We start from the raw sequence: 19089 nt of genomic DNA on the forward strand, positions 1-19089 counted from the left end.
TAAAACGGGGTATTGGAAAAACTATTTGTTAACTCTCTCGGTCCTTCTGGCTCACAACGTATAAATAATATGTAATTTATGTATTGATGAGCATTAGCCGATAAGTAGGGACTAGCATCGGAGTCAGAAGTGTCTAAAGCTGCCAGCAAGAATCCTTTTACGTTTTGGAAAATTGATCCAGAAGAGTTGAAGCATCAGGTTGAAAATTACGATACTCTTCCTTTTTCCAAGTCATCGCATAAAGTTTCTGCGGGAATATTTGTGGGCTGCGGAACTTTAACAGCCATCGCTGCTTACTTCGGTGTTTTACAGAGCTTTTCCTTTATTGATGCCGCAATATTCGTGGGCCTTTCCTGGTTTATCTATGAAGGAAAGAAATGGGCCATTATTTCTGCCATTGTTTTCTGGACTCTGGCAAAAGTGCAAATGATCGCGACTGGTGCAAACGCTGGTACTCAGGTCGTCTTTTGGTTTTTGTTCATGAAACCTCTTTACATGGCATATAGAGTTAATAAAGCTCGCGGGGAGTTGACCAAACCACCGGAAGGCACTTCTTCTGCTGCTTAAATCAAAGTCTTAACTAGGTATCTATCCCAAGATGAACCATTGGGCGCGCCTTTGGTCATACTGTCTTGTTAATCTTCTTCCCTCAGTCATATAATTAGGACTTCTAAGGAGGGAAGAAGTGTCAATTGTATATCGAATATCGCTGCTTTTATTGCTTACGAGCTCTTCAGCTTTTGCAGCTGATTTAGGTTTGGGTCAGGGACGTTTGTTTTTGGGGTCAGCTCAGGTAAATCCGACGGAGTTAAATACGGAACTCACGGCTCAGGGAATTAAAAACGTCGATTTGAATAATCAGTTCGGTATCGAGATCACTTTTCCCACTTTTGAATATCTGCAATTGGGCTTGCGATACTCTCATCATTTGATCAGTCAGGATGCAAGTTCTTCTGCCAACGATTATAAAGCGACGCTAAGCCAGGATGGTTTGATGGGTGTGGCCCGTGTGCCACTGGTTAAATCTGATGTCGTCCGATTCGATTTATTTGCGGGAATCGGGGCAAACAAATCCACTTACACGATTAAGTCCGCCGCTCAAGACGGAAAACTGGAAAAAGAAGTCAGCCCCTGGGCTGCTGCAGGCGCTTCTGTGGCCGTCGGTTATAAGAAGTTCTTTTTATTCGTAGAGGGCGGGTACGAGAGTAACAAGCTGGATGACATGACTTCATCTGGTACAATTAACAACAACGTTAAATCCATGGACCTGTCAGGTTCCTATGTTCTTTTGGGTTTGATGTTTGACGGCATTCCAATATTTTCCAAATAAAACAGGACAGGAAGAACTATGAAAAAAGCATGTGTCTATTTGCTGCCAATGACGTTATTAATTCTGAGTGGTTGTGCCGGAATGAAAGTCGTTGATCCCAATAAACCTGACAACAAAGGAACGTTGCAGGTGGATTATTCAGGTGGAACGCCAAAACTTGTGGGAACTTATACCTGCACGATGGTAGGCGCCAACGGCAAGCGTGTCTATGCGATTGGTAAAAGTGAAGACGAAGCCCGGCAGGAAGCTATCGCAAAATGCCAGGACCAAACTGTTATTTCATTCTGTAAAAGTTCAAGAATTTCCTGCGAGAAAAACTAGCGCGATCAGATTCGCGCTATTTGCTTCCAAGTACTACCAATAGGCCTTCGACCTGGGAATCGCTAAGCACCTGTGCATTGTGGCAGGTGCCTTTGCTGCCTGGGAATATTTTCGTGCATTGAATACCATTTGAAGAAGGCGAGGTCGCAGCACCCGGATTCAAAGTACAATCCCTTTGAACGGCATATTCGTTAATTAACTCAAGACAAGCATGCTTAGACATACAGATGCGGGAAGACTGTGCGTTCGAACCCGGCATCAGACTTTCCATCAGTGTGACTTTGGCATTTGGATGATTAATCTCACACTCAACCAATCCTTCTGAATTCGGAATCGGCTCTTGTGATGGGGAGTCACTGATTGAATCACTATCAGTTGCGCTGGCTGCCAGTGAAGCCTTCGACATTTCAACCTGTGACATATTAACCGGGCTGCAGTTTTGAAAACTTAAAACCAGTAGGGTGAAGAAACCAAGTCCAACGATGGATCGCATGTTCATTGACGTCCCCTTTGTTACTGAAAAAGAAATGCAATTTGCATTCCTTAGTAAGCGGAGCCAATTAGAATGTGGCTTTCATTAACGACTCATCTTGATAAGGGGGTGTCAGTTAATTAACTTTGGCCATAACTTCGACGAGCTGAACATCTCAATTAAAGACATTTTTGCAGAGCGCGAGGTGAGCCTTCTGAGCCCAAACTGCAGTCATTTCCTGACTGAAGGGGGTACGATACTGTTTGGATTTTTGAAGGGCTTCCTCGATAAGTGCCAGCCACATAAGGGCTTTGTCTCTTTCAGCCCGCAGTTCTTCAGCGGTGACAGGATATTCTGTTTTGCCTGCCATTTTCTGATCAAAAGCGATTTGAAATTCCAAGTGTCCCATGGAATCCACCGCCTTCCAAGGGGCTACCGCAAACTTCACCTGGTCATCTATCAGAATTGTACGATCTTTGTGAGCGCCAGGAAGAACACCATCAAGTTTTTTCTTATGGCGATCCGCAAACCCGAGGGACGCGTCGTCAGATACAGTTAGTAAGTTCTCTTTCGATAATACTTTGTAGGAAATATCCAAAGCCGAGCGGCCTGAAGGTAATTTAAAAGCACTCAGTAGCGACTCGTTTCTTGCGCGATCACCACCGCTAAAAAAACTGATGCGCACATCGGGAATTTGCAAAAGCTTTTCCAGCATCTCGCCCAAATGATCAGTGGGACGATAGACTTTATCGCCGACGGCAATGGCTTTTTCATCCATTTGATTCTGGTTTTTGGGATCGACCGTATAGAAGGTGGTCCAATCAATATCAAAGACCACGTCAATAGGCGCAGCCGCAGCCGGGCCCGATTGAGCACAGATCAATAATAGCAGTCCCACAAACCATGATTTCATTGATGTCTGAAAGTGCTAGGACCATGCCATTAAGGGGGCTTATCAAATCCAAGGTACTCGGGGTACAGGGTGGATAGGTGACCCTTGAGGCAATTATTGCGCACAAATAGGGTACTTTGAGTGAACCTTAGACATAGAAATTAAAGAACATTCTGAGGAAAAATCGCTATTGCGAAACCGAATTGAAAAAGCCGCTGGCAGCTGCTACTTTCGGTGTTGTTAATACATCCTTTATAAATTCAAGATCTGGTTGAATGTCTCTACCAACTTCCTCAAAAAGTTGACTATCGGAATGATTATTAACTGACATTTAAAAATTTTAAGTCAGTGGTAGTTATGATCAGTCAATCCGGTGCTCTCGAAATTCAAGCGAACTCTCGATTTAATAATCTGCTTTCCGGCGTTCTATTTGTTGCGCTGGGTTCTTCCAGTTACGGCATGCTTTCGACGTTTGTTAAACTCGCTTACAAACATGGTTACACGACCGCTGAAGTGACCGTGTCCCAGGTAATCTGGGGCGCCGTTATTTTGACGATCCTAAATAGTTTGTTTAATAAAAGTTCTGAAAAGGTGACTTCTCACGATATTCGCCAATTGGTGGTTGCAGGTTTTCCAGTGGGGTTGACTGGTGTTTTCTACTACCTGTCCGTGAAATATATTGATGCCTCGGTCGCCGTGGTTCTATTGATGCAATCCGTATGGATGGGAATCGTGGTCGAGTCCGTGCGTAACAGACGCGCTCCTGGTATAGAAAAAGTTTTGGCTGTTGTGATGATTTTATTCGGGACGCTGATGGCAACCAATCTCTTCGGAGCTTCTCACAAACTGGATATGCGGGGAGTGGTGCTTGCGGTGTTTGCGGCAATGTCTTTTAGCTGGGCACTGGCGTCCACTCAAAGTGTCGCGGCTCACCTGCACCCCATCAAGCGCAGCCAAATTATGCTTTACGGGGCTTGTTTGATGGTGGGGATATTTGGTTTTCTGACCCAAGTGGGACCGTATTATTTTGATGTGCATTGGGTAAGTGAAGAGTTCACTCGCAACCAGGCTTTTAATTTTTCTATTTTTCTGAATTATGGTTTGGTGATCGCCGTTTTTGGAACTGTCATTCCACCCATTATGCTGAACAAGGGCTTCCCCATCGTGGGCGTCGGTTTGGGTAGCATCGTTTCCGCCGTGGAGTTGCCTTTTGCGATGACGATATCGTATTTGGTTTTAAATGAAACGGTGGTGGGCACCCAGTGGCTGGGTGCTTTGATCATCATAAGCGCAATTGTTTTGCTAAACTATAAAATGGCTTCGCCGCGGGAAAAAGCTCCCGCGTCTGCTAGCAATTGAAGGGCCTGAAGGTCCTTTTTCGCTGCGGCAGAAGATTTCAAATAAGAACCCACCACAGCGGATTCACCAGAGTTCAAAGCCAAAACCAGCTTATGCAATCCGCCGTTTTTAACTCCATTCACTAAAATGCCGCCGAAGCTTAAATGAATTTTATTTTTTGCGGTTGCACTTTGCTGCCACAAAATCGGGGCTTTTGGGTTGCGCAAACTTAATCGCGATTTTGGTGAAATTTTAACAGTGCCGGTCGGAACGGTTTTAAATCCCTGCGATGAAATGTGTTTCATCCATGAGCTTAAAAAAGCTTCCTGCAGTTCTGCTGTCGTAAGCTTTTGTAGAAGTGCGATCGAATCCTGATAAGCCTTGGGAAGCTCAATGACTTCGCCAAGTTTGCTATGACGGTATTTATACGCTGTTGTTCCTGTAGACTTTGTAGCAACGACTTTTTCAGATAAAAAGTTTTTAAGGTTGTCGCTAAAGATTTCCTGATGGGATTTATCAACCCACACACCTAAGCTCCAGGTCGCACTGAAGGAGCCATCGGATTCAGCAATATGCCACGCCGAAGAAGGCCAATAGGTGATGTCCCCGGGGCCTGCCTCTAAAAGTTGCGAGTGCTTTTTGTGCTTTTCGTAACTGAAAGCGCGATCCAGCGAGGGATTCTTCTTAACGTATTCAGGGCTCCATAGGCGGAATTCTTTCTTACCCACCACCGGAAAACTGAAGACACCGCAGGAATCCACGTGAACCCCAAATGGAGTTTTGCGGTAGTTTCCAAGGTAAAGACCCATTTCAGAGAAACGATTTGGAAAACCCACGTGCTGATAAAGCTGATCGGTGAACTCCGTCAAAAGGTGTTGTTTGGAGTGGTTGACCTGTAAGAGTTCATCACAAACCAGACAGTAATCAGGGAACAGGGCCTTCATGCGCTCATGATACCCCAAAAGGGATTTATCGGATTTTTCAGGCAAAACTTGTAAGACTTCATCCGGATCGGCTTTAAAGCCATCGATGTAAAATTTAAAGCCCTCGGAGTCGTTCAGTTTGCGGCAGCGATCAGCAAACAAAACCAGCAGTTTAAAGATTTCGTCTGCGCTGATTTCACTAAGGCTGGATTGAACGTTCTTAAGGGACAGAGGCTTCTTTTCCCAAATATTCCTGGCAAAACCGGTCCAAAATTTTTGATCAAGTTTAGCGGGTAAGGCCAAGGTAACTCCAACGGGACATAAGATTGAAATGAATGGATGAAGAGTCCTTTAGAATCCATTTCGAGTCAAATAAAGCCCGGAGCTTGTAAATTTATCAACGCCTTAGGATGCCCCTTATAACCCCTTGTGAGGACGGGGGAATTAGCATAAATAATGAAGCCTCTGGAGACCCCTTAAATGAACCAAGCTGCCGTCACTTTTCAAGATACAATTCAGACCATCGAGCTTAAGCGTGACGTGACCAAACACATGAAGCAGGGGCATCGCTGGCTTTTTGCAAATTGCTTTGAAGAAGGCCGTAACCTGAAGTCAGGCATCCATCTTTTAAACTACAAAGGCGAAGTATTGGCCTTGGGGATCTGGCAAGGTGACACGCAACTTCGTTTCCGCGTTCTGGTTTTAGCTGACGAACCGATCTTCAGAAAAAACAATATGAAGCGCACGTTGGAACTGTACTTTGAAAGTCAGTGGCGCAAGGCCGTTGAAATTCGCAGAACTTTTGATTTGTCGGTGACGAACTCGTTTCGCCTGATCAACGGGGAGGGCGATGGCCTTCCAGGTTTGATCATTGATATCTATAACGACACGGCGGTTATCAAGCACGATCATGCGATCATGGAAAAAACCTGGAATGCGACGGCTATCGCTGAAAAGCTTCAAGCAGACTTTCCCCAGATTAAATGCGTTTACCTAAAACGTCGTAACGATGCCGATGAAAAAGGTGTCAACATCGTCGGGACTTTGGCGCCCGAGGTTCAATTTCTGGAAAACGGTGTGCTATTTGCCTCGAACATCCGTGATGCTGCAAAGACCGGGTTTTTCCTGGATCAACGCGACAACCGCAAGATGATTCAAAACTTTGCCAAGGATAAAACCGTACTTAATCTTTTCAGCTACACCGGTGGGTTTTCTATCTTTGCAGCCAAGGGCGGCGCCAAAGAAGTGACCAGCGTTGATATTGCTAAAGTTGCTATTCAGGCCGTGGCCCGCAATTTTGAAATCAATGGTCTTAAAACAATTCATCACGATATCGCGACAGATGCCTTCGCGTATCTTGAGCAATTGAATACGGAAAAGAAAAAATACGACATTGTGATCACAGATCCACCAAGCTTTGCACCTAATGAAAAATCCGTGGAGCAGGCCAAGGCCGCTTACACGAAAGTATTCTCAAACTCCATTAAGCTTGTGAACCCAGAGGGTTTGTTTGCGGCAAGTTCCTGCTCCAGCCATATCTCTACCAAAGACTTTATGGAGATCTGCCAGGAAGCGTTTTCGCGCACTCGTAAGAAGGCGACGCTGGTTTATATCGGTGGGCAGCCGGTGGACCATCCTTATCCCTTGGCAATGGATGAACTTCGCTATCTGAAATTCGCCCTGTTCCGCTTGGATTAAAAGCATCTGGAACGAACTCTTTGTCTCAAGACGAGATTCACTAGAATGTACTAAGGTTGAAACGGAGTGAATCCGTTATTCTTTAGTATATGACACATTTCAAACGCGCCTTCACAGTTAAAGCATCATTGGGTTTCATCATTTGCGTTTCAGCTGTGGCGCCTATTTTAGGTTGCGGCGGTAAGTTTGAAACCGCGATACCGTCCACCTCCACAGAAGGTGCGCAGTCAAACCCGCCAGGTCCCGGGGTAACGCCAGCTCCGACGGTCAGTCCAAGTCCAACGGTTTCACCAACAGTCAGTCCTAGCCCCACTGTATCGCCAACACCAAGTCCAACGGTGAAGCCGACAGTGACACCTTCACCGTCACCTTCGCCATCTCCGTCTCCCTCACCAACGGTCAGTCCCACGGTGAGTCCAAGTCCATCGCCGGTAAATCAAACGATGGCAAGTATCGTTGCAGGGCAGACGGCGACCTCCCATGAAGCGGCAATCCCAAATATCCAGTATGAGTGGCAGCGCAAACCGATGATCATCATGCAGTCCCCAGCGAAAGCGGATATTCCAGATTGGTTTACGATGTCCAAACCAGAATGGTGCTATACTTTGAATTCCTGGTTGCAGGTTTTTGAAGCAGAGGGCAATACGGCTACAAATACCCGCGTTCAATTTCGTAATTTAAAGATCTATGTCTTGTCGCAATCAACGCGCACGTGGAGCATGATTAGAAACAATGCGGCTCCACCGACGGATACCTGGAAATATCCTTTCACGTATGCTTCCAGCAGTGGCACACGCACGGAATCTACAGGGGGCTTGTCGTATAAGCCTAAGTACCCACAGTTCGCCCATGGTTATGGCTCGCAGACCACGATAGTTCCTGAGGATATTCGAGCTGTCTTCGTCAGTATGGAAACTAAATTAGTATTGGATAACGCCAGCGGCAGTGATGATCGCAGCTCTGCCAAGTACCTGGTAAATGTGGGTGCAGACTACTGGCCGAATGCACAAGCGGTTAACACGACCTGGAGCTATGCACCGGGTGTGGGGCAGGGACGCTTTATCCTGGCCACTCCTGACTGGCGCAAGGCCACGATGATTGTTCCAAACGGTCGCTACGGCGCCACAATGCAGGAAATGATTAGTAATCCACCACCATTGGATTGAGAAGCGTGACCAAATACCGTCTTTCTGGATAAGATCTGGTAGAGGCGGCAAATTCTATGGATCATGGCACATTCAAACTTCTTTCTTTCCCTGGAAAAATTCACCTGATTAACAGTGACCATGAACTTCAGGTTGTTGCGAAACAATTGGAGTCCGTGAAGGAATTCGGTTTTGATACTGAAACCCGCCCGGCCTTTAAAAAGGGCGAGGTTTATCCCGTGTCGCTGCTACAGTTAGCGACAGACACTGATGCCTACGTCGTACGCCTGCGCCATTTGACCCGGTTTGAACTTATTCAGCACATCTTTGAGGACACGAGCGTTATCAAAGTAGGCGTGGCGATTCGTGATGATCTTAAGCAACTGCACAAACGCTTTCCCTTCACTCCGCAGAATTTTATCGAACTGCAGACTTTGGCCAAAACCAAGAACCTTAAAAACTTTGGGCTTAAGAGCATGACAGAAGAAGTTTTGCAGGCCACGATCACCAAGGGACCGAAGACGACAAATTGGGCCGCGGTTGAACTGACGGACAACCAGCTTTTGTATGCAGCGACCGATGCGTGGATTGGTCTTAAACTCTATCAAAAACTAATGTCATAGAAGTGTGACATAATACTTCAATCACCTAGACCTTTGTCTTGAGTGATGTCTGAAATTCACTTTGATTGCTTCTCAATAGAAAAATACTGGCCTAAAGTATTGAGCATTATCTGCAATCGGAGGAATCCATGGGAAGTGTTGTTTCATTCATCAATCAAAAAGGCGGCGTCGCTAAAACAACCACAGCAATCAATGTGTCAGCACAATGGGCTAAGGAAGGTAAGAAGATCTTGTTGGTCGACTTGGATCCTCAGTCTTCAGCAACCCGTGCGATCTTTGGTGATATAGATTTTGAAAATACGGTTTTTGATGTTTTGACGGGCGAACTTGAAGCCAGTGAGGCGATCGTTAAATCGGAAGCCTTCGGTATCGACGTCATCCCAGCGGAAATCATGCTAAGCGGTATTGAGATTCACCTGGCGACTAAATTCGGTCGTGAAAGTGTTTTGAAAAGAGCTTTGGCGGAAATCAAAGATAACTACGACATCGTGGTGATTGATTGTTCTCCGTCCTTGGGGCTTTTGACTGTAAATGCTTTGATTGCATCTAAAGATATCGTGATTCCAATCTGTCCTGAGTACTTCTCTTTGAAGGGGATTGATTTGATCCTGGATACCTTGAAACACATCCACACGGGCCTGGGTCACAAAATTGAAGTTCGCGGCATCATCATTTCCAAGTATCGCAATCGCCGTATCGTGGAAAAAGTTATTAATGATCTACGCACGCTTTACACGATTCCGGTATTTAATAACTACATCCCTGAATCCATCGTGGTTGAAGAGGCCCATCACAATCATCTTCCGATGTTGCAGTACTCTCCAAAAAACCCAGCCGGACTTGCTTTGGCTAATCTTGCTGCGGAAATGTGGGCTTGAGCACCATCAATCCACTCTTTGTAGATTCAACGAAACCCGTTGGTGATAAAGTCGTCACCAACGTGGAGCTGTTGCGCGTAGAATTGCAACCGGGCGAGTCTTTGTTCTTTGAACTGACGGATGAGTTTGGTTTTGAGCAAAGATACGAAATGAAAAAGCTTGAAACCAAAAAGTCGGTGAAATACACGGCGGAAGTTTGGTTAAAGTACCAGCATCAAATTCAATACAGATTTTTGATCGTCCTGGATGGAGTGGAGACTCAGACTTCGGTGATGCGTGATATCTGCGCTGGGCATATTATTTCAGAAAAATGGGAACCTTGTGCTGCAGGTGAATTTGTTAAAACCAAAAAAACCAAACGGGCAGCGACGAAAACGGGTGGTGAGGCTTTAGCTAAAGACAAAAGTGCACAGCCCGTGATTAAAACCAAAGCGTCTAAACCCCTGTATGAGCCGCACCTGTTAAGTCAGATCAAATCGCTTTTTGATGACTTACTGTAAGCCTATGGAACTAGTTTTTTAGCTCGTTGCGCAACAAATTTGACCACCCAGATTTAATTAAATTGAAAGCCACGGCCAATCCGAGCTGTTCCCTGAGAAACGCGAGAATTACAATATAAACAGCATTTTATTCTTCTTGTTTGGAGTCATCTTCTGAGTTAGGTGTACCAAAAAAACAGGAGATTCCTATGAAACTATTGATCGCATTGGCTTTGGCCCTTCCGATGTTCGCACACGCTTACGGTGACCAACTTGTTAACCGTTCTGAAAACCCATACGTACCTCAAGAAGGTAAAGTTACTGCAAAGCAAATTTGCGTTGACGAAAAAAATGAAGTTTTCCGTGTTTTCGTTCCAAAACACACTAAAGAATACTGCAAATCTATCCGTTGGGATCGTTCTGATTCTCACTACCCTAAAAGAGTATGTGTAGGTCGCACGACTAAAGAAATCCCTGCGCAAACGGTTTCTGTATCTCCATTCTACCAAACTATCGTTTGCACTAAGTACGACCACACAGATTCAACTCGTCGTCGTTGTGTAAAATCTGAAGTTCGCACGGCTCAATACCCAACGAGCTACCTTCAGTACACTTACGAAGCTGCTGACTGGCGCAAAGAGCGTCCTCTACGTGTTCAAGAAAAACACATCGAGAGCTGCAAGTAATAATAAAAAAAGGGGCTATGAGCCCCTTTTTTTTTTGGTTTAATTGAACGCTTGTTTTTCAGACTAGTCCAAAACGAATTTCAGCTGTTCCATTTCAGTCATGTTACTGAATGTTCCGATGTACTTTCCTGTAGGTCCATACCAGCGACCGCCATTTGTACCCGCATATTTTCCATTTGACCAATACCATTTGTCCTTAGCGAAGGCGCGTTCGCCATTTGGATGATACCAGTTTCCGCCGATGCTTCCGGCATAGGCATCGTTTGCGTGGTAGTACATGTTGTTAACGGGATCGCCACCACGGGCACCTGTGGAGTGATACCATTTAACACCCCTGATGCCCGCGAATTTACCATTCTCATGGTAAACGTTCCCTTCGGATTTTTCGCACTGAATCTGTTTAACGATTTTTAGTGCTTCCACAACTTCGCATTCAGTCGTGGCTAAGGCGGCATGGGAAGTAAAAAACAGGGCGAGCAAGATCATAACTTTCATAAGGTATTCCTTCGTTTTCTTTATGAATACTCGCGTTTGCAAATAAAAGGCCGGGCCTTAGATAGAATAGGAAAGCTTTCGAAGTGTCGTCAGCGACGATACTTAAGACAGTAGTGAAAAAATGGGAGTAAAGGTAAGCCTGCGTATACTATAAGTTCCACGTCGCTGCAGTAAACGGCATATCAGTTCCCAGGCAATCTACTCCGATGGATTTCATCTTGCTGAAAACGCCGATGTCGTTAGCGTTCCACGCCGTTACAGTGAGATTTTTAGCATGGCACTTTTGAATCAGTTCGCGATCAATCCAGTTTACGCTCAATGAAATTCCATCCGCCTTGGCAGCCTGGACAATTTCCACGGGGTTAACCGGGAGTCCAAACAGCAAACACGTTGTCTTAATATCAGAGTGTTTGATTTTAAAGTCATACAACCACTGGTGATTAAAAGAGATTACCGTGATCCGGGAAATATCGAAGTTCTGCTTTAAAACCTCGCCAAGTTTTTGGAAGTCTCCAGGAGATTTAACCTCTATCTGCAGCTCCATGGCGTTGTCTTTATAAAGAGCCAATACATCTTCCAGCCGGGGGAGGGCATCGCCTTCCTTGGTGCGCACATTTGAAAGCTCAGCCCAGGTTCTGCTGCCCAATAGGCCCGTTGCAGTCGTGGTGCGATCCAAAGTGTCGTCATGATGTACGACCCAAACTCCATCGGCGCATTGGTGAATATCGAATTCGACCGCAGACACTTTGGAATCCAGCAAAGCTTTAAAGGAACGCATCGTATTTTCAGGAGCCCGGTCGCGGGCTCCACGGTGACCCATAAGTTTCATGGAGTCGATGATAGGGACTGGAACGGCTTCTGCCAACTGCTGGCGGATAGCGGTAAAATAAAAAAACCGAAGCCAGGGCTTCGGTTTTCTTGGGGATACCTCAGGATTGAATCCTATTTGGTATGTGTGCAGGTTTTATAAGTATGCAGCACTTTGTTTTTACCGTCCGTTGTTGCGATATAAGCAACGAATTTGTTGGTAGCAACGTAATCGTCGAAGATCAGTTGAATGCTTTCATCCTCTTCGAAAACAAAATATGTATGCCATTTTTCCATAATCTGCGGACCGAAAACTCCGTTATCGACATCATGAGAATTTGTGTCAGTGCCAAGAACAGTCAGAACTCGCGTCTCTTTGGGAGTTTTAATAGTTACGAATTCCTCGTTTGTATCGACAGTCACGTAATCGTTAGGGGAGTTGCTGCAGGTGATGGCGGCTTGGGCTGCAGAAAAAGATAGAACGCTGCAGGCAAGAACAAAAACTGGAATCAGCTTTAGATGTTTCATGGATCCTCCGTTTGTTTTTATGGAGGAGACTTTATCAGGTCAGTGTATTTTCAAGAACTACCTGAAGAGGCATTTGAAAGTTTTTCCTGCCCAAATTTAAGAGGGAAAGTAAGAAATATACCTTCCCTCCTATTGCGAACATGGGCGAACGGATTTTTATTTACGAACCGCTGCCTCAAGGGTGGCGATATCGATTTTCTTCATTGTCATCATGGAATCAAAAGCTTTCTTGGCGATTTTTGGATCTGCGTGCGTGGAATAGTCCAATAATACCTTAGGGGTGATTTGCCATGAGAATCCCCAGCGATCCTTACACCAGCCGCAGTCGCTTTCGGCTCCGCCGTTGCCGACGATGGCATTCCAGTACTTGTCTGTTTCTTCCTGATTTTCGGTGATAATCATGAAGCTTACGGATTCGTTGGGTTTAAAAATGGGACCGCCGTTCAATCCTACAAACTTGCGACCAAATACAGTGAACTCAACCGTCAACTCAACGCCTTCTTTGCCACCCGGAAAATCACCTGGGGCTTTATTTATTTTTCCGACGGTGCTGTTTGGGAAAGTGGAAGCATAGAATTTTGCGGCTTTGCTGGCTTCGCCGTGGTCAAACCAAACGCAGGTTACAAGATCAGTCATGGGCTATCTCCTTGAATTGAATTTATTGAACACAAAGAAAGTTTATTTCGATCGCAGGGATTTGGACAGTGACTATTTCAATTGGTCACTGGGCGTAAAATGTATGGTAACAGATGTATGATGTGGAATCTTATGGCTCGTCGGGCAATTCGCTGACGCTTTCGCAGTCCATGCTTTTGGCATATTGCCGGCACACATAGAGCTCGTTATTTGCGGTCGTGATATCAGAAATACGACCGTATACCAGCTCGCCCAGTTGCCAAAACTTCAACTGATGAATTTTCCACTCGCGTGATTTTTCTGACAGCAGAATAGCCTGATTATAGATAGCTAATGCTGAATGAGAGCCGCCCGGCGTGTAGTAAAAACAGCGGGGATTGCGCGCAACAAGTTCACAGCCGGATTCGCTGCAAACATAATCGTTGATAATCACATCCACAGGTGAGTCAGCATGATAAACAGTCACCGAATTTCCAGAATCATGGGGCGTGATGGAGAACCCCATAAAGTTATCGGTAGGTTTATCCAAACCCAGGTTATTTTGCTTGGCATAGATCTGCAAAGTGGCAAGTAAATCAGCGCGGAAGCCGCTTTCAGAAGCAAACGCATTTCCACTAAGGAACAATCCACAGAACAACAGACTCAAGGTGGTTTTCATATTAGACAGATCGGTACTGCTCAATTGAACTTAACCAAACGTCGCAATGACTGGACTTACCCTTAGAAAACACGACGACAGTATTGTCGCATTCTGATATTCTTGGGTCGTTCTTAAACAGGGGGCAAGTGATGAAGGCTGGGATAGTTGTCATTGGACTTTTGATTTTCGGAAGTGCTTTCGCCAAGGAAGCTCAATATAAAAAGCCCTCCGATGCAGAGTTAAAGAAAAATCTAACCCCGATGCAGTATCAGTGCACCCAGAACTCCAGGACCGAGAAACCTTTCGACAACGCCTATTGGAATAATAAAAAAGAAGGCATCTACGTTGATATCGTCAGTGGGGAGCCTCTATTCAGCTCAACTGACAAGTATGACTCCGGCACAGGGTGGCCCAGCTTTACCAAGGCCATTGATGAAAATGCCGTTGTCACCAGACCGGATCATGAGTTGTCGGTGGAGCGAACGGAATTGCGTTCTAAAGGTGCCGACTCCCATTTAGGACACTTGTTTGATGATGGCCCCAAGGATAAGGGTGGCAAGAGATATTGTATCAATTCAGCAGCTCTGCGCTTTATTCCCGTCGAAGAAATGGAAGCTAAAGGCTATGGCCGATACCTTTCTCTATTTCCCAAGTATAAGCCCAAAAACAAACAGGTGAAGTAGGGCTCGCCTGGCCCTGAAATCTTTTTTGTGCTATCCAAAAAGAAGAAAATCGGTATCCTAATAATATGTCGGATATCATTTATCTTATAGTTTTGATCATTGGCGCTTTGCTGATTTATTTTCGCCCTTTGGCGCGCTTGGCGGGGATTTCAATTTATTGGGAAATCGGTACGGGCTCGCTGTGTGTTGTGTTGTTCATGATTCATATGATGAACACCTATGTGGTCGAGCGCGAAATTGAACAGGGTCTTGCGAAAAAGCCCTGTGGCGCCTCCAGCCCCCAAGGACTTTGTTACAACCTGACTACGGAAGTGTGTGAGACGGCCTGGAACTCCGCTGATAAGATTTGTCGTGAAGAGGCCGAGCCGATTTTAAAAGAGCGCCCCGGCGCCTTAATAGGACCGATGGTGAATCGCTGTAAGGCTCGCCGCATGGACAAGGTTCTGCGCTATAACCGCATCAAAGAAGACAACTCGCTATGCCGCGCATACTTCAAGTATATTGATGAAAAGAATTAGGTGAATATTTATGAAAACAATCGCCAGCCTTCGCCATGAGATCGATCAGGTCCATAAAGAAATGCACGCATTGCTGGAGCGCCGTCGCGATTTGACGATGGATGTATGGACCATCAAACAGCGCGAGGGACAGCCCTTCTTTAATGCCGAACGGGAAGAGCAAATCCTAAAAGACTTTGTGCGTTTGGGAGGCAAGGAAGGGCAGGATCCGGCCTTTGATGAGTTGCTTCGTGGCGTAATGAACTCGGTCCTGCGTGAGTATGAAAAGTATCTGAAATCAAAATTCAAATGAAATAAGGCTGCGGGAATGCAGCCTTATTTTTTACGGCTTTGGTATTCTTTTTCTCTCTGGAAGTGAGCCTCGGATAAGCCATAGCTTTCCACGTTGCCCAATTCTTTGATCAAAGCATTTAGATCTTTTTTGTCATTGATGAAATCCAGATGAGCCTGAATCTTTGTGATCAATTCACTGCCACGCTCTTTTAAAGCTTCATAACGGATGTAACCCAAGCCGTGTGATGCCCATTCCTTAACATAGCGAGCAGCGGACTGGGATGTTCCGTTATACATGGTATTACGGCATTCCTGATCCGGTTTAATCTGGTGCCAGTTGCCGAATTGGTCTTTCAGTTTAACATCATGCTTTTCGCAAGGCTTGCCACAGTCTTTGAAACTGGAGCCCTTTGATAAGAAGGCCGCGAACACACAGTGCTCCATATGAAAGCTTGGCATGTATTGGTAAGCAGTGACCTCAAAGCGATCAGACTGACCAGCTTGGATCAACTCGCTCACTTGCAGGTTATTCAGGTCATAACCCAGGCAAACGCTTTCCAGGCCCTTATCCAACAGGTATTGCGCTGTCAGATGGTTGGTGACGTTTAAGCTAAAGTCGCCAAGGATTTGACCTTGGTAGTTGTTGCTTTGCAGATACTGAACCGCACCCAGATTTCTTGCCAGAATAGCGTCTGGATTCATGTTCAACAGATGTTTTACGTTGCGGTGTTCGTTTGGTTTTAAGATACGGGTCGTTGCAACGCCGACTTTGACGTTAACGGCTCTTAGCACTTTCAAGCTTGGTTCAAAATCCAAACCGAATTCAAAATCCAGAATCACCAGATTCAAATCAGCTGAATTTAGTTCGCCAGTATTTACCGCTTGAACAACGTCCTCAACCTGGAACTTATCACGAAGCAGTAGATTGAATTTCAAACCTTGGGTTTTGCCGGTTGCGATTTTGTGACTGCCAATCCACTCGATGATTTGCTCTTGCGGAGCAATTTCCGGAGTCGCGCCATTTTGAATGCGCAGGTCAGTCAGCTCCTTCACCAATTTTTGGCGAAGTTCTTTAACCTGTTTGTTTGGCAGGAATAGGGGAGTCGTGGAATCAAGTTCGCACTCAAACCCTTCGCCGCGGAATGGACTTCCCATAAGTGCAAAAAGCTCCTCGCGCAAATCCAGGGAGTTGAGCCCTTTGTTTTTAGCGGGCTCACAGATATTTTCTGAAGTGGCAGAAACCGTGTACTTGCCGTCAGTGTATGTCACGGTCAACGGTTTACCCAGGGAAGCTTCAGCGCGAATGTTCACAGGCAGGCGTTTTTTGCGCTGCTTGTCTTCTACGCTAAGAGCTACATCTTTCTTTAAATCTTTATCGTGATTGTAGAATACGCGAGCGCCTACATATTGCTCGCTCATCGCGATGTCTCTTGAAAACTCCAAAGCAAAGCGACGGGCAGAAAGGGACTTCACCGCAAAAACGAATCCGCCTTTTTCCGCGTTCTGATCGTTACGGTCTTTGAAAACCCAAAGGATCCCATCACCGGCCTGAATGAAGTCAGTTTTTAGACCTTGTTGAGCTTTGTCTTCAGTAATCTCGACTTCAAGAGCATTGCCATTCACACGAACGACTTTACCGAACTCAAACCCGCGATGCGCACTGAACGTGCCTTCAACCAGTTCCTGATGATTTACACCGTGGAACCAGCCGCTATAGAAGCCGCGGGAAAAAGCCGTGGCCATCTGTTTTTTCAAAAGAATCGGATTTGCCAATGCCTGATTGTCTTGAGCGGCATTGATCGCCTCATCAAAACTGCGAGCAGCGGTTGCCACATACTCAGGAGTTTTTAAACGACCTTCAATTTTAAAGCAGTCAACTCCCGCATCAAGCAAGCTTGGTACTTCGTTGATTCCGCACAAGTCTTGCGGAGAAACCAGGAAGGACTTACCACCCAAGTCGCGTTTTTCTCCGTCCACGTGCATTTCATAATTAAAACGGCAGCTTTGCGCACATTGGCCGCGATTGGCAGAGCGACCGCCGATGCTTTCAGAGGTAAAGCACTGACCGGAGTAGCTCACACACAAAGCGCCGTGAACGAAAACTTCGATTTCTTTCGTGGTGTTTTGTTTGATTGCGTGAATTTCCTTGATGGAGTTTTCACGTGCCAGAACGAAGCGCTGAATGCCCAAGTCATCCAGCCACGTGATGGCTTCCGCATTGGTCACACTCATTTGTGTGGACGCGTGGATGCGTTGTTCAGGAGCCATGTGGCGAATCAAGCGCACCAAACCCAAATCCTGAACGATGAACGCATCAGGTTTTAGCGGAAGAATTTTTTTAAGAACCTCGACGGCTCCAACAAATTCATTTTGAAAAATTAAAATATTAAACGCGAGATTCACCTTCACGCCATGAAGGTGGCAGGTATCGATGATGTCTTTGACTTCTTCGATTTGAAAATCATGACTTCGACCGCGGGCGTTGAAGCCCGGTACGCCCATAAAAATAGCATCGGCGCCGTTATGAATGGCGGCCAAGGCCATGTCTTTTGTGCCGACAGGAAGGAGTAATTCGGGGCGTTTTAGTGTCTGATTTTGCATGCCTGTAATAAGCCAGTTTGCGGCCTTTTCCGCAAGAGGAAAGGGGCCTTACCCGGGGGGAAACTGGTAAAAAATTCATCAAACTTTAAGGGGCTCCGCCGTCTTGAATCCGAGTGCCCTGTTTATTTGCATCTGAAACAGGAGTTTATTCACTGACCGAGGTTGGGGGATACCTAAGGGTTTCTCTAAAAGGACCCGGCCTATTGGTCCTAAATTTTTCCGTTTCTTCATGAAAATTGCCAACGTGTAAAAATGCTTCGCTAGTATTTGTCGAAGAACACACAAGTCAAATTTCATGGAGGAATAATGACTAAAAGAAACCTGGTGAATTTTTTTGCCGCAACGGCCTTCTTGACACTAGCAGCCTGTGGCCAAGGCGGAAGTGCTGACCTAAATACCGAAGCACTGACAGACGAAACAACAACTCAAACCCTGGCTGATGATACTACTGACGAGCAAGCTTTTGACTCTGCAGGCGTAAGTGAGAATGAAGCTCCGGAAAACATGATCGAAGATACTGTTGACCAGGCTTCTGATTTTTCAACATACAGCCGTGCAAGCATTCTGGCTAAGTATGACTACGTGGATCCGAATCGCGTTGTTCCAACAACGGCTCTTGGTAATGCGTTGGTTTACTTCGAAAACAATAAATCTAAAATCAAAAACAAACGCTATGTTTCCGTGATTGATTACAAGCAAAGTTCCAGAAAAGCCCGTTTTCACATCATCGATATGAACACAGGTAAAGTTTGGAGCATTCGCGTAGCTCACGGTAAAGGTTCTGATGCAAACCATGATGGTTATGCAGAAAAGTTCAGCAACGTATCCGGCTCTAAGGCAAGCTCCCTTGGTTACTTCCTGACAGGCAGTACATACAACGGCAGCAATGGTCTATCTTTGCGTTTGGATGGTATGTCTTCCACGAATTCAAGAGCACGCGGTCGTGCGATCGTGGTTCATGGTGCTTCCTATGTTAAAGAAAGCAACGTCATTCAAGGTCGTAGCTGGGGTTGCCCGGCGGTGGCTTCATCTTTGAAAACAAAGGTGATCACTATGCTTAAAGGCGGAAGCTTGATCTACTCTGTGAAGTAGTCGCTTTCGATCCAGCAGTATTTTTTTTGAA

General features: G+C 45.7%; 23 protein-coding genes and 1 riboswitch. Of the genes, 14 read left to right on the forward strand and 9 right to left on the reverse strand.

Going from position 1 to position 19089, the window contains the following annotated elements:
* Positions 1-129: 129 nt before the first annotated feature.
* The 3 genes from ACLWNV_RS06375 to ACLWNV_RS06385 all read left to right on the forward strand — a co-directional run bounded on the left by ACLWNV_RS06375 (position 130) and on the right by ACLWNV_RS06385 (position 1651).
* A complete protein-coding gene (locus ACLWNV_RS06375) occupies positions 130-567 on the forward strand; it encodes a hypothetical protein (RefSeq protein ID WP_413587094.1) in 438 nt (145 codons plus the stop codon).
* 118 nt (positions 568-685) lie between these two features.
* Positions 686-1330 (forward strand): hypothetical protein, encoded by a 645-nt coding sequence (locus ACLWNV_RS06380; RefSeq protein WP_413587095.1) that lies wholly within the window; start codon positions 686-688, stop codon positions 1328-1330.
* Positions 1331-1348: 18 nt separating this feature from the next.
* Entirely contained in the window at positions 1349-1651 is a 303-nt protein-coding gene (locus ACLWNV_RS06385) for a hypothetical protein (protein ID WP_413587096.1), read from the forward strand.
* 16 nt (positions 1652-1667) lie between these two features.
* Here ACLWNV_RS06385 and ACLWNV_RS06390 read toward each other — a convergent pair whose 3' ends face one another.
* Both ACLWNV_RS06390 and ACLWNV_RS06395 read right to left on the reverse strand, forming a co-directional pair.
* A complete protein-coding gene (locus tag ACLWNV_RS06390; RefSeq protein WP_413587097.1) occupies positions 1668-2150 on the reverse strand; it encodes a hypothetical protein in 483 nt (160 codons plus the stop codon).
* 148 nt (positions 2151-2298) lie between these two features.
* Complete coding sequence (locus ACLWNV_RS06395) at positions 2299-3036, reverse strand: hypothetical protein (RefSeq protein ID WP_413587098.1); 738 nt, start codon at positions 3034-3036, stop codon at positions 2299-2301.
* A gap of 209 nt (positions 3037-3245) precedes the next feature.
* A riboswitch (purine riboswitch) is annotated at positions 3246-3343 on the forward strand.
* Between the two features lie 29 nt (positions 3344-3372).
* Here ACLWNV_RS06395 and ACLWNV_RS06400 point away from each other — a divergent pair.
* Positions 3373-4374, forward strand: coding sequence for an EamA family transporter (locus ACLWNV_RS06400; protein WP_413587099.1), 1002 nt, complete (start codon positions 3373-3375; stop codon positions 4372-4374).
* Here the strand turns inward: ACLWNV_RS06400 and ACLWNV_RS06405 are convergent.
* Complete coding sequence (locus tag ACLWNV_RS06405) at positions 4323-5579, reverse strand: JmjC domain-containing protein (protein WP_413587100.1); 1257 nt, start codon at positions 5577-5579, stop codon at positions 4323-4325. The two genes, ACLWNV_RS06400 and ACLWNV_RS06405, sit on opposite strands and share 52 nt — an antisense overlap.
* Positions 5580-5756: 177 nt before the next feature.
* Here ACLWNV_RS06405 and ACLWNV_RS06410 point away from each other — a divergent pair, with 177 nt between their 5' ends.
* The 6 genes from ACLWNV_RS06410 to ACLWNV_RS06435 all read left to right on the forward strand — a co-directional run bounded on the left by ACLWNV_RS06410 (position 5757) and on the right by ACLWNV_RS06435 (position 10785).
* The gene (locus ACLWNV_RS06410) at positions 5757-6974 is read left to right on the forward strand and encodes a class I SAM-dependent rRNA methyltransferase (RefSeq protein WP_413587101.1); all 1218 of its coding nucleotides are present in this window, start codon (positions 5757-5759) and stop codon (positions 6972-6974) included.
* A gap of 89 nt (positions 6975-7063) precedes the next feature.
* Positions 7064-8140 (forward strand): hypothetical protein, encoded by a 1077-nt coding sequence (locus ACLWNV_RS06415; protein ID WP_413587102.1) that lies wholly within the window; start codon positions 7064-7066, stop codon positions 8138-8140.
* Positions 8141-8196: 56 nt separating this feature from the next.
* Positions 8197-8742, forward strand: coding sequence for a 3'-5' exonuclease (locus ACLWNV_RS06420; RefSeq protein ID WP_413587103.1), 546 nt, complete (start codon positions 8197-8199; stop codon positions 8740-8742).
* 128 nt (positions 8743-8870) lie between these two features.
* Positions 8871-9620 carry a ParA family protein gene (locus ACLWNV_RS06425; protein WP_413587104.1) on the forward strand — a complete coding sequence of 250 codons (750 nt, stop codon included), beginning with the start codon at positions 8871-8873 and terminating at the stop codon, positions 9618-9620.
* Positions 9617-10120: a hypothetical protein gene (locus ACLWNV_RS06430; protein WP_413587105.1), complete on the forward strand. Its 504-nt coding sequence runs from the start codon at positions 9617-9619 to the stop codon at positions 10118-10120. The genes ACLWNV_RS06425 and ACLWNV_RS06430 overlap by 4 nt, the downstream gene beginning before the upstream one ends.
* Positions 10121-10308: 188 nt before the next feature.
* The gene (locus ACLWNV_RS06435) at positions 10309-10785 is read left to right on the forward strand and encodes a hypothetical protein (protein ID WP_413587106.1); all 477 of its coding nucleotides are present in this window, start codon (positions 10309-10311) and stop codon (positions 10783-10785) included.
* Positions 10786-10848: 63 nt separating this feature from the next.
* On the opposite strand, the gene ACLWNV_RS06440 is transcribed toward ACLWNV_RS06435, so the two are convergent.
* The 5 genes from ACLWNV_RS06440 to ACLWNV_RS06460 form a co-directional block, all read right to left on the reverse strand.
* Positions 10849-11280 (reverse strand): hypothetical protein, encoded by a 432-nt coding sequence (locus tag ACLWNV_RS06440; protein ID WP_413587107.1) that lies wholly within the window; start codon positions 11278-11280, stop codon positions 10849-10851.
* Positions 11281-11428: 148 nt separating this feature from the next.
* Positions 11429-12109, reverse strand: coding sequence for a glycerophosphodiester phosphodiesterase (locus ACLWNV_RS06445; RefSeq protein WP_413587108.1), 681 nt, complete (start codon positions 12107-12109; stop codon positions 11429-11431).
* Between the two features lie 113 nt (positions 12110-12222).
* On the reverse strand, positions 12223-12615 hold the full coding sequence (locus ACLWNV_RS06450) for a hypothetical protein (protein WP_413587109.1): 393 nt from the start codon (positions 12613-12615) through the stop codon (positions 12223-12225).
* A 156-nt stretch (positions 12616-12771) separates the two neighbouring features.
* Complete coding sequence (locus tag ACLWNV_RS06455) at positions 12772-13251, reverse strand: VOC family protein (RefSeq protein WP_413587110.1); 480 nt, start codon at positions 13249-13251, stop codon at positions 12772-12774.
* A 130-nt stretch (positions 13252-13381) separates the two neighbouring features.
* Positions 13382-13909 carry a hypothetical protein gene (locus ACLWNV_RS06460; protein WP_413587112.1) on the reverse strand — a complete coding sequence of 176 codons (528 nt, stop codon included), beginning with the start codon at positions 13907-13909 and terminating at the stop codon, positions 13382-13384.
* A 131-nt stretch (positions 13910-14040) separates the two neighbouring features.
* Between ACLWNV_RS06460 and msrB the strand changes: the two genes are divergently transcribed.
* From msrB to ACLWNV_RS06475, 3 genes are all read left to right on the forward strand, one after another.
* Positions 14041-14574: a peptide-methionine (R)-S-oxide reductase MsrB gene (gene msrB / locus ACLWNV_RS06465; protein ID WP_413587113.1), complete on the forward strand. Its 534-nt coding sequence runs from the start codon at positions 14041-14043 to the stop codon at positions 14572-14574.
* Positions 14575-14639: 65 nt separating this feature from the next.
* A complete protein-coding gene (locus ACLWNV_RS06470; protein ID WP_413587114.1) occupies positions 14640-15092 on the forward strand; it encodes a hypothetical protein in 453 nt (150 codons plus the stop codon).
* Positions 15093-15102: 10 nt separating this feature from the next.
* Positions 15103-15384 carry a chorismate mutase gene (locus ACLWNV_RS06475; RefSeq protein WP_413587115.1) on the forward strand — a complete coding sequence of 94 codons (282 nt, stop codon included), beginning with the start codon at positions 15103-15105 and terminating at the stop codon, positions 15382-15384.
* Between the two features lie 23 nt (positions 15385-15407).
* Here ACLWNV_RS06475 and ACLWNV_RS06480 read toward each other — a convergent pair whose 3' ends face one another.
* Positions 15408-17966 (reverse strand): DUF3656 domain-containing U32 family peptidase, encoded by a 2559-nt coding sequence (locus ACLWNV_RS06480; RefSeq protein WP_413587116.1) that lies wholly within the window; start codon positions 17964-17966, stop codon positions 15408-15410.
* Between the two features lie 306 nt (positions 17967-18272).
* Between ACLWNV_RS06480 and ACLWNV_RS06485 the strand changes: the two genes are divergently transcribed.
* Positions 18273-19058: a murein L,D-transpeptidase catalytic domain family protein gene (locus ACLWNV_RS06485; RefSeq protein WP_413587117.1), complete on the forward strand. Its 786-nt coding sequence runs from the start codon at positions 18273-18275 to the stop codon at positions 19056-19058.
* Positions 19059-19089: the final 31 nt, after the last annotated feature.

This window comes from Bdellovibrio sp. HCB274, assembly GCF_047306075.1.
Classification (GTDB): Bacteria; Bdellovibrionota; Bdellovibrionia; order Bdellovibrionales; family Bdellovibrionaceae; genus Bdellovibrio.

Coding starts and splice junctions, on each gene's coding strand:
- ACLWNV_RS06450 (WP_413587109.1), bottom strand. CDS start 12,615: ATGAAACATCTAAAGCTGATTCCAGTTTTTGTTCTTGCCTGCAGCGTT.
- ACLWNV_RS06485 (WP_413587117.1), top strand. CDS start 18,273: ATGACTAAAAGAAACCTGGTGAATTTTTTTGCCGCAACGGCCTTCTTG.
- ACLWNV_RS06390 (WP_413587097.1), bottom strand. CDS start 2,150: ATGAACATGCGATCCATCGTTGGACTTGGTTTCTTCACCCTACTGGTT.
- ACLWNV_RS06395 (WP_413587098.1), bottom strand. CDS start 3,036: ATGAAATCATGGTTTGTGGGACTGCTATTATTGATCTGTGCTCAATCG.
- ACLWNV_RS06435 (WP_413587106.1), top strand. CDS start 10,309: ATGAAACTATTGATCGCATTGGCTTTGGCCCTTCCGATGTTCGCACAC.
- ACLWNV_RS06420 (WP_413587103.1), top strand. CDS start 8,197: ATGGATCATGGCACATTCAAACTTCTTTCTTTCCCTGGAAAAATTCAC.
- ACLWNV_RS06455 (WP_413587110.1), bottom strand. CDS start 13,251: ATGACTGATCTTGTAACCTGCGTTTGGTTTGACCACGGCGAAGCCAGC.
- ACLWNV_RS06415 (WP_413587102.1), top strand. CDS start 7,064: ATGACACATTTCAAACGCGCCTTCACAGTTAAAGCATCATTGGGTTTC.
- ACLWNV_RS06475 (WP_413587115.1), top strand. CDS start 15,103: ATGAAAACAATCGCCAGCCTTCGCCATGAGATCGATCAGGTCCATAAA.
- ACLWNV_RS06480 (WP_413587116.1), bottom strand. CDS start 17,966: ATGCAAAATCAGACACTAAAACGCCCCGAATTACTCCTTCCTGTCGGC.
- ACLWNV_RS06440 (WP_413587107.1), bottom strand. CDS start 11,280: ATGAAAGTTATGATCTTGCTCGCCCTGTTTTTTACTTCCCATGCCGCC.
- ACLWNV_RS06460 (WP_413587112.1), bottom strand. CDS start 13,909: ATGAAAACCACCTTGAGTCTGTTGTTCTGTGGATTGTTCCTTAGTGGA.
- ACLWNV_RS06445 (WP_413587108.1), bottom strand. CDS start 12,109: ATGAAACTTATGGGTCACCGTGGAGCCCGCGACCGGGCTCCTGAAAAT.
- ACLWNV_RS06470 (WP_413587114.1), top strand. CDS start 14,640: ATGTCGGATATCATTTATCTTATAGTTTTGATCATTGGCGCTTTGCTG.
- ACLWNV_RS06410 (WP_413587101.1), top strand. CDS start 5,757: ATGAACCAAGCTGCCGTCACTTTTCAAGATACAATTCAGACCATCGAG.
- ACLWNV_RS06385 (WP_413587096.1), top strand. CDS start 1,349: ATGAAAAAAGCATGTGTCTATTTGCTGCCAATGACGTTATTAATTCTG.
- msrB (WP_413587113.1), top strand. CDS start 14,041: ATGAAGGCTGGGATAGTTGTCATTGGACTTTTGATTTTCGGAAGTGCT.
- ACLWNV_RS06425 (WP_413587104.1), top strand. CDS start 8,871: ATGGGAAGTGTTGTTTCATTCATCAATCAAAAAGGCGGCGTCGCTAAA.
- ACLWNV_RS06400 (WP_413587099.1), top strand. CDS start 3,373: ATGATCAGTCAATCCGGTGCTCTCGAAATTCAAGCGAACTCTCGATTT.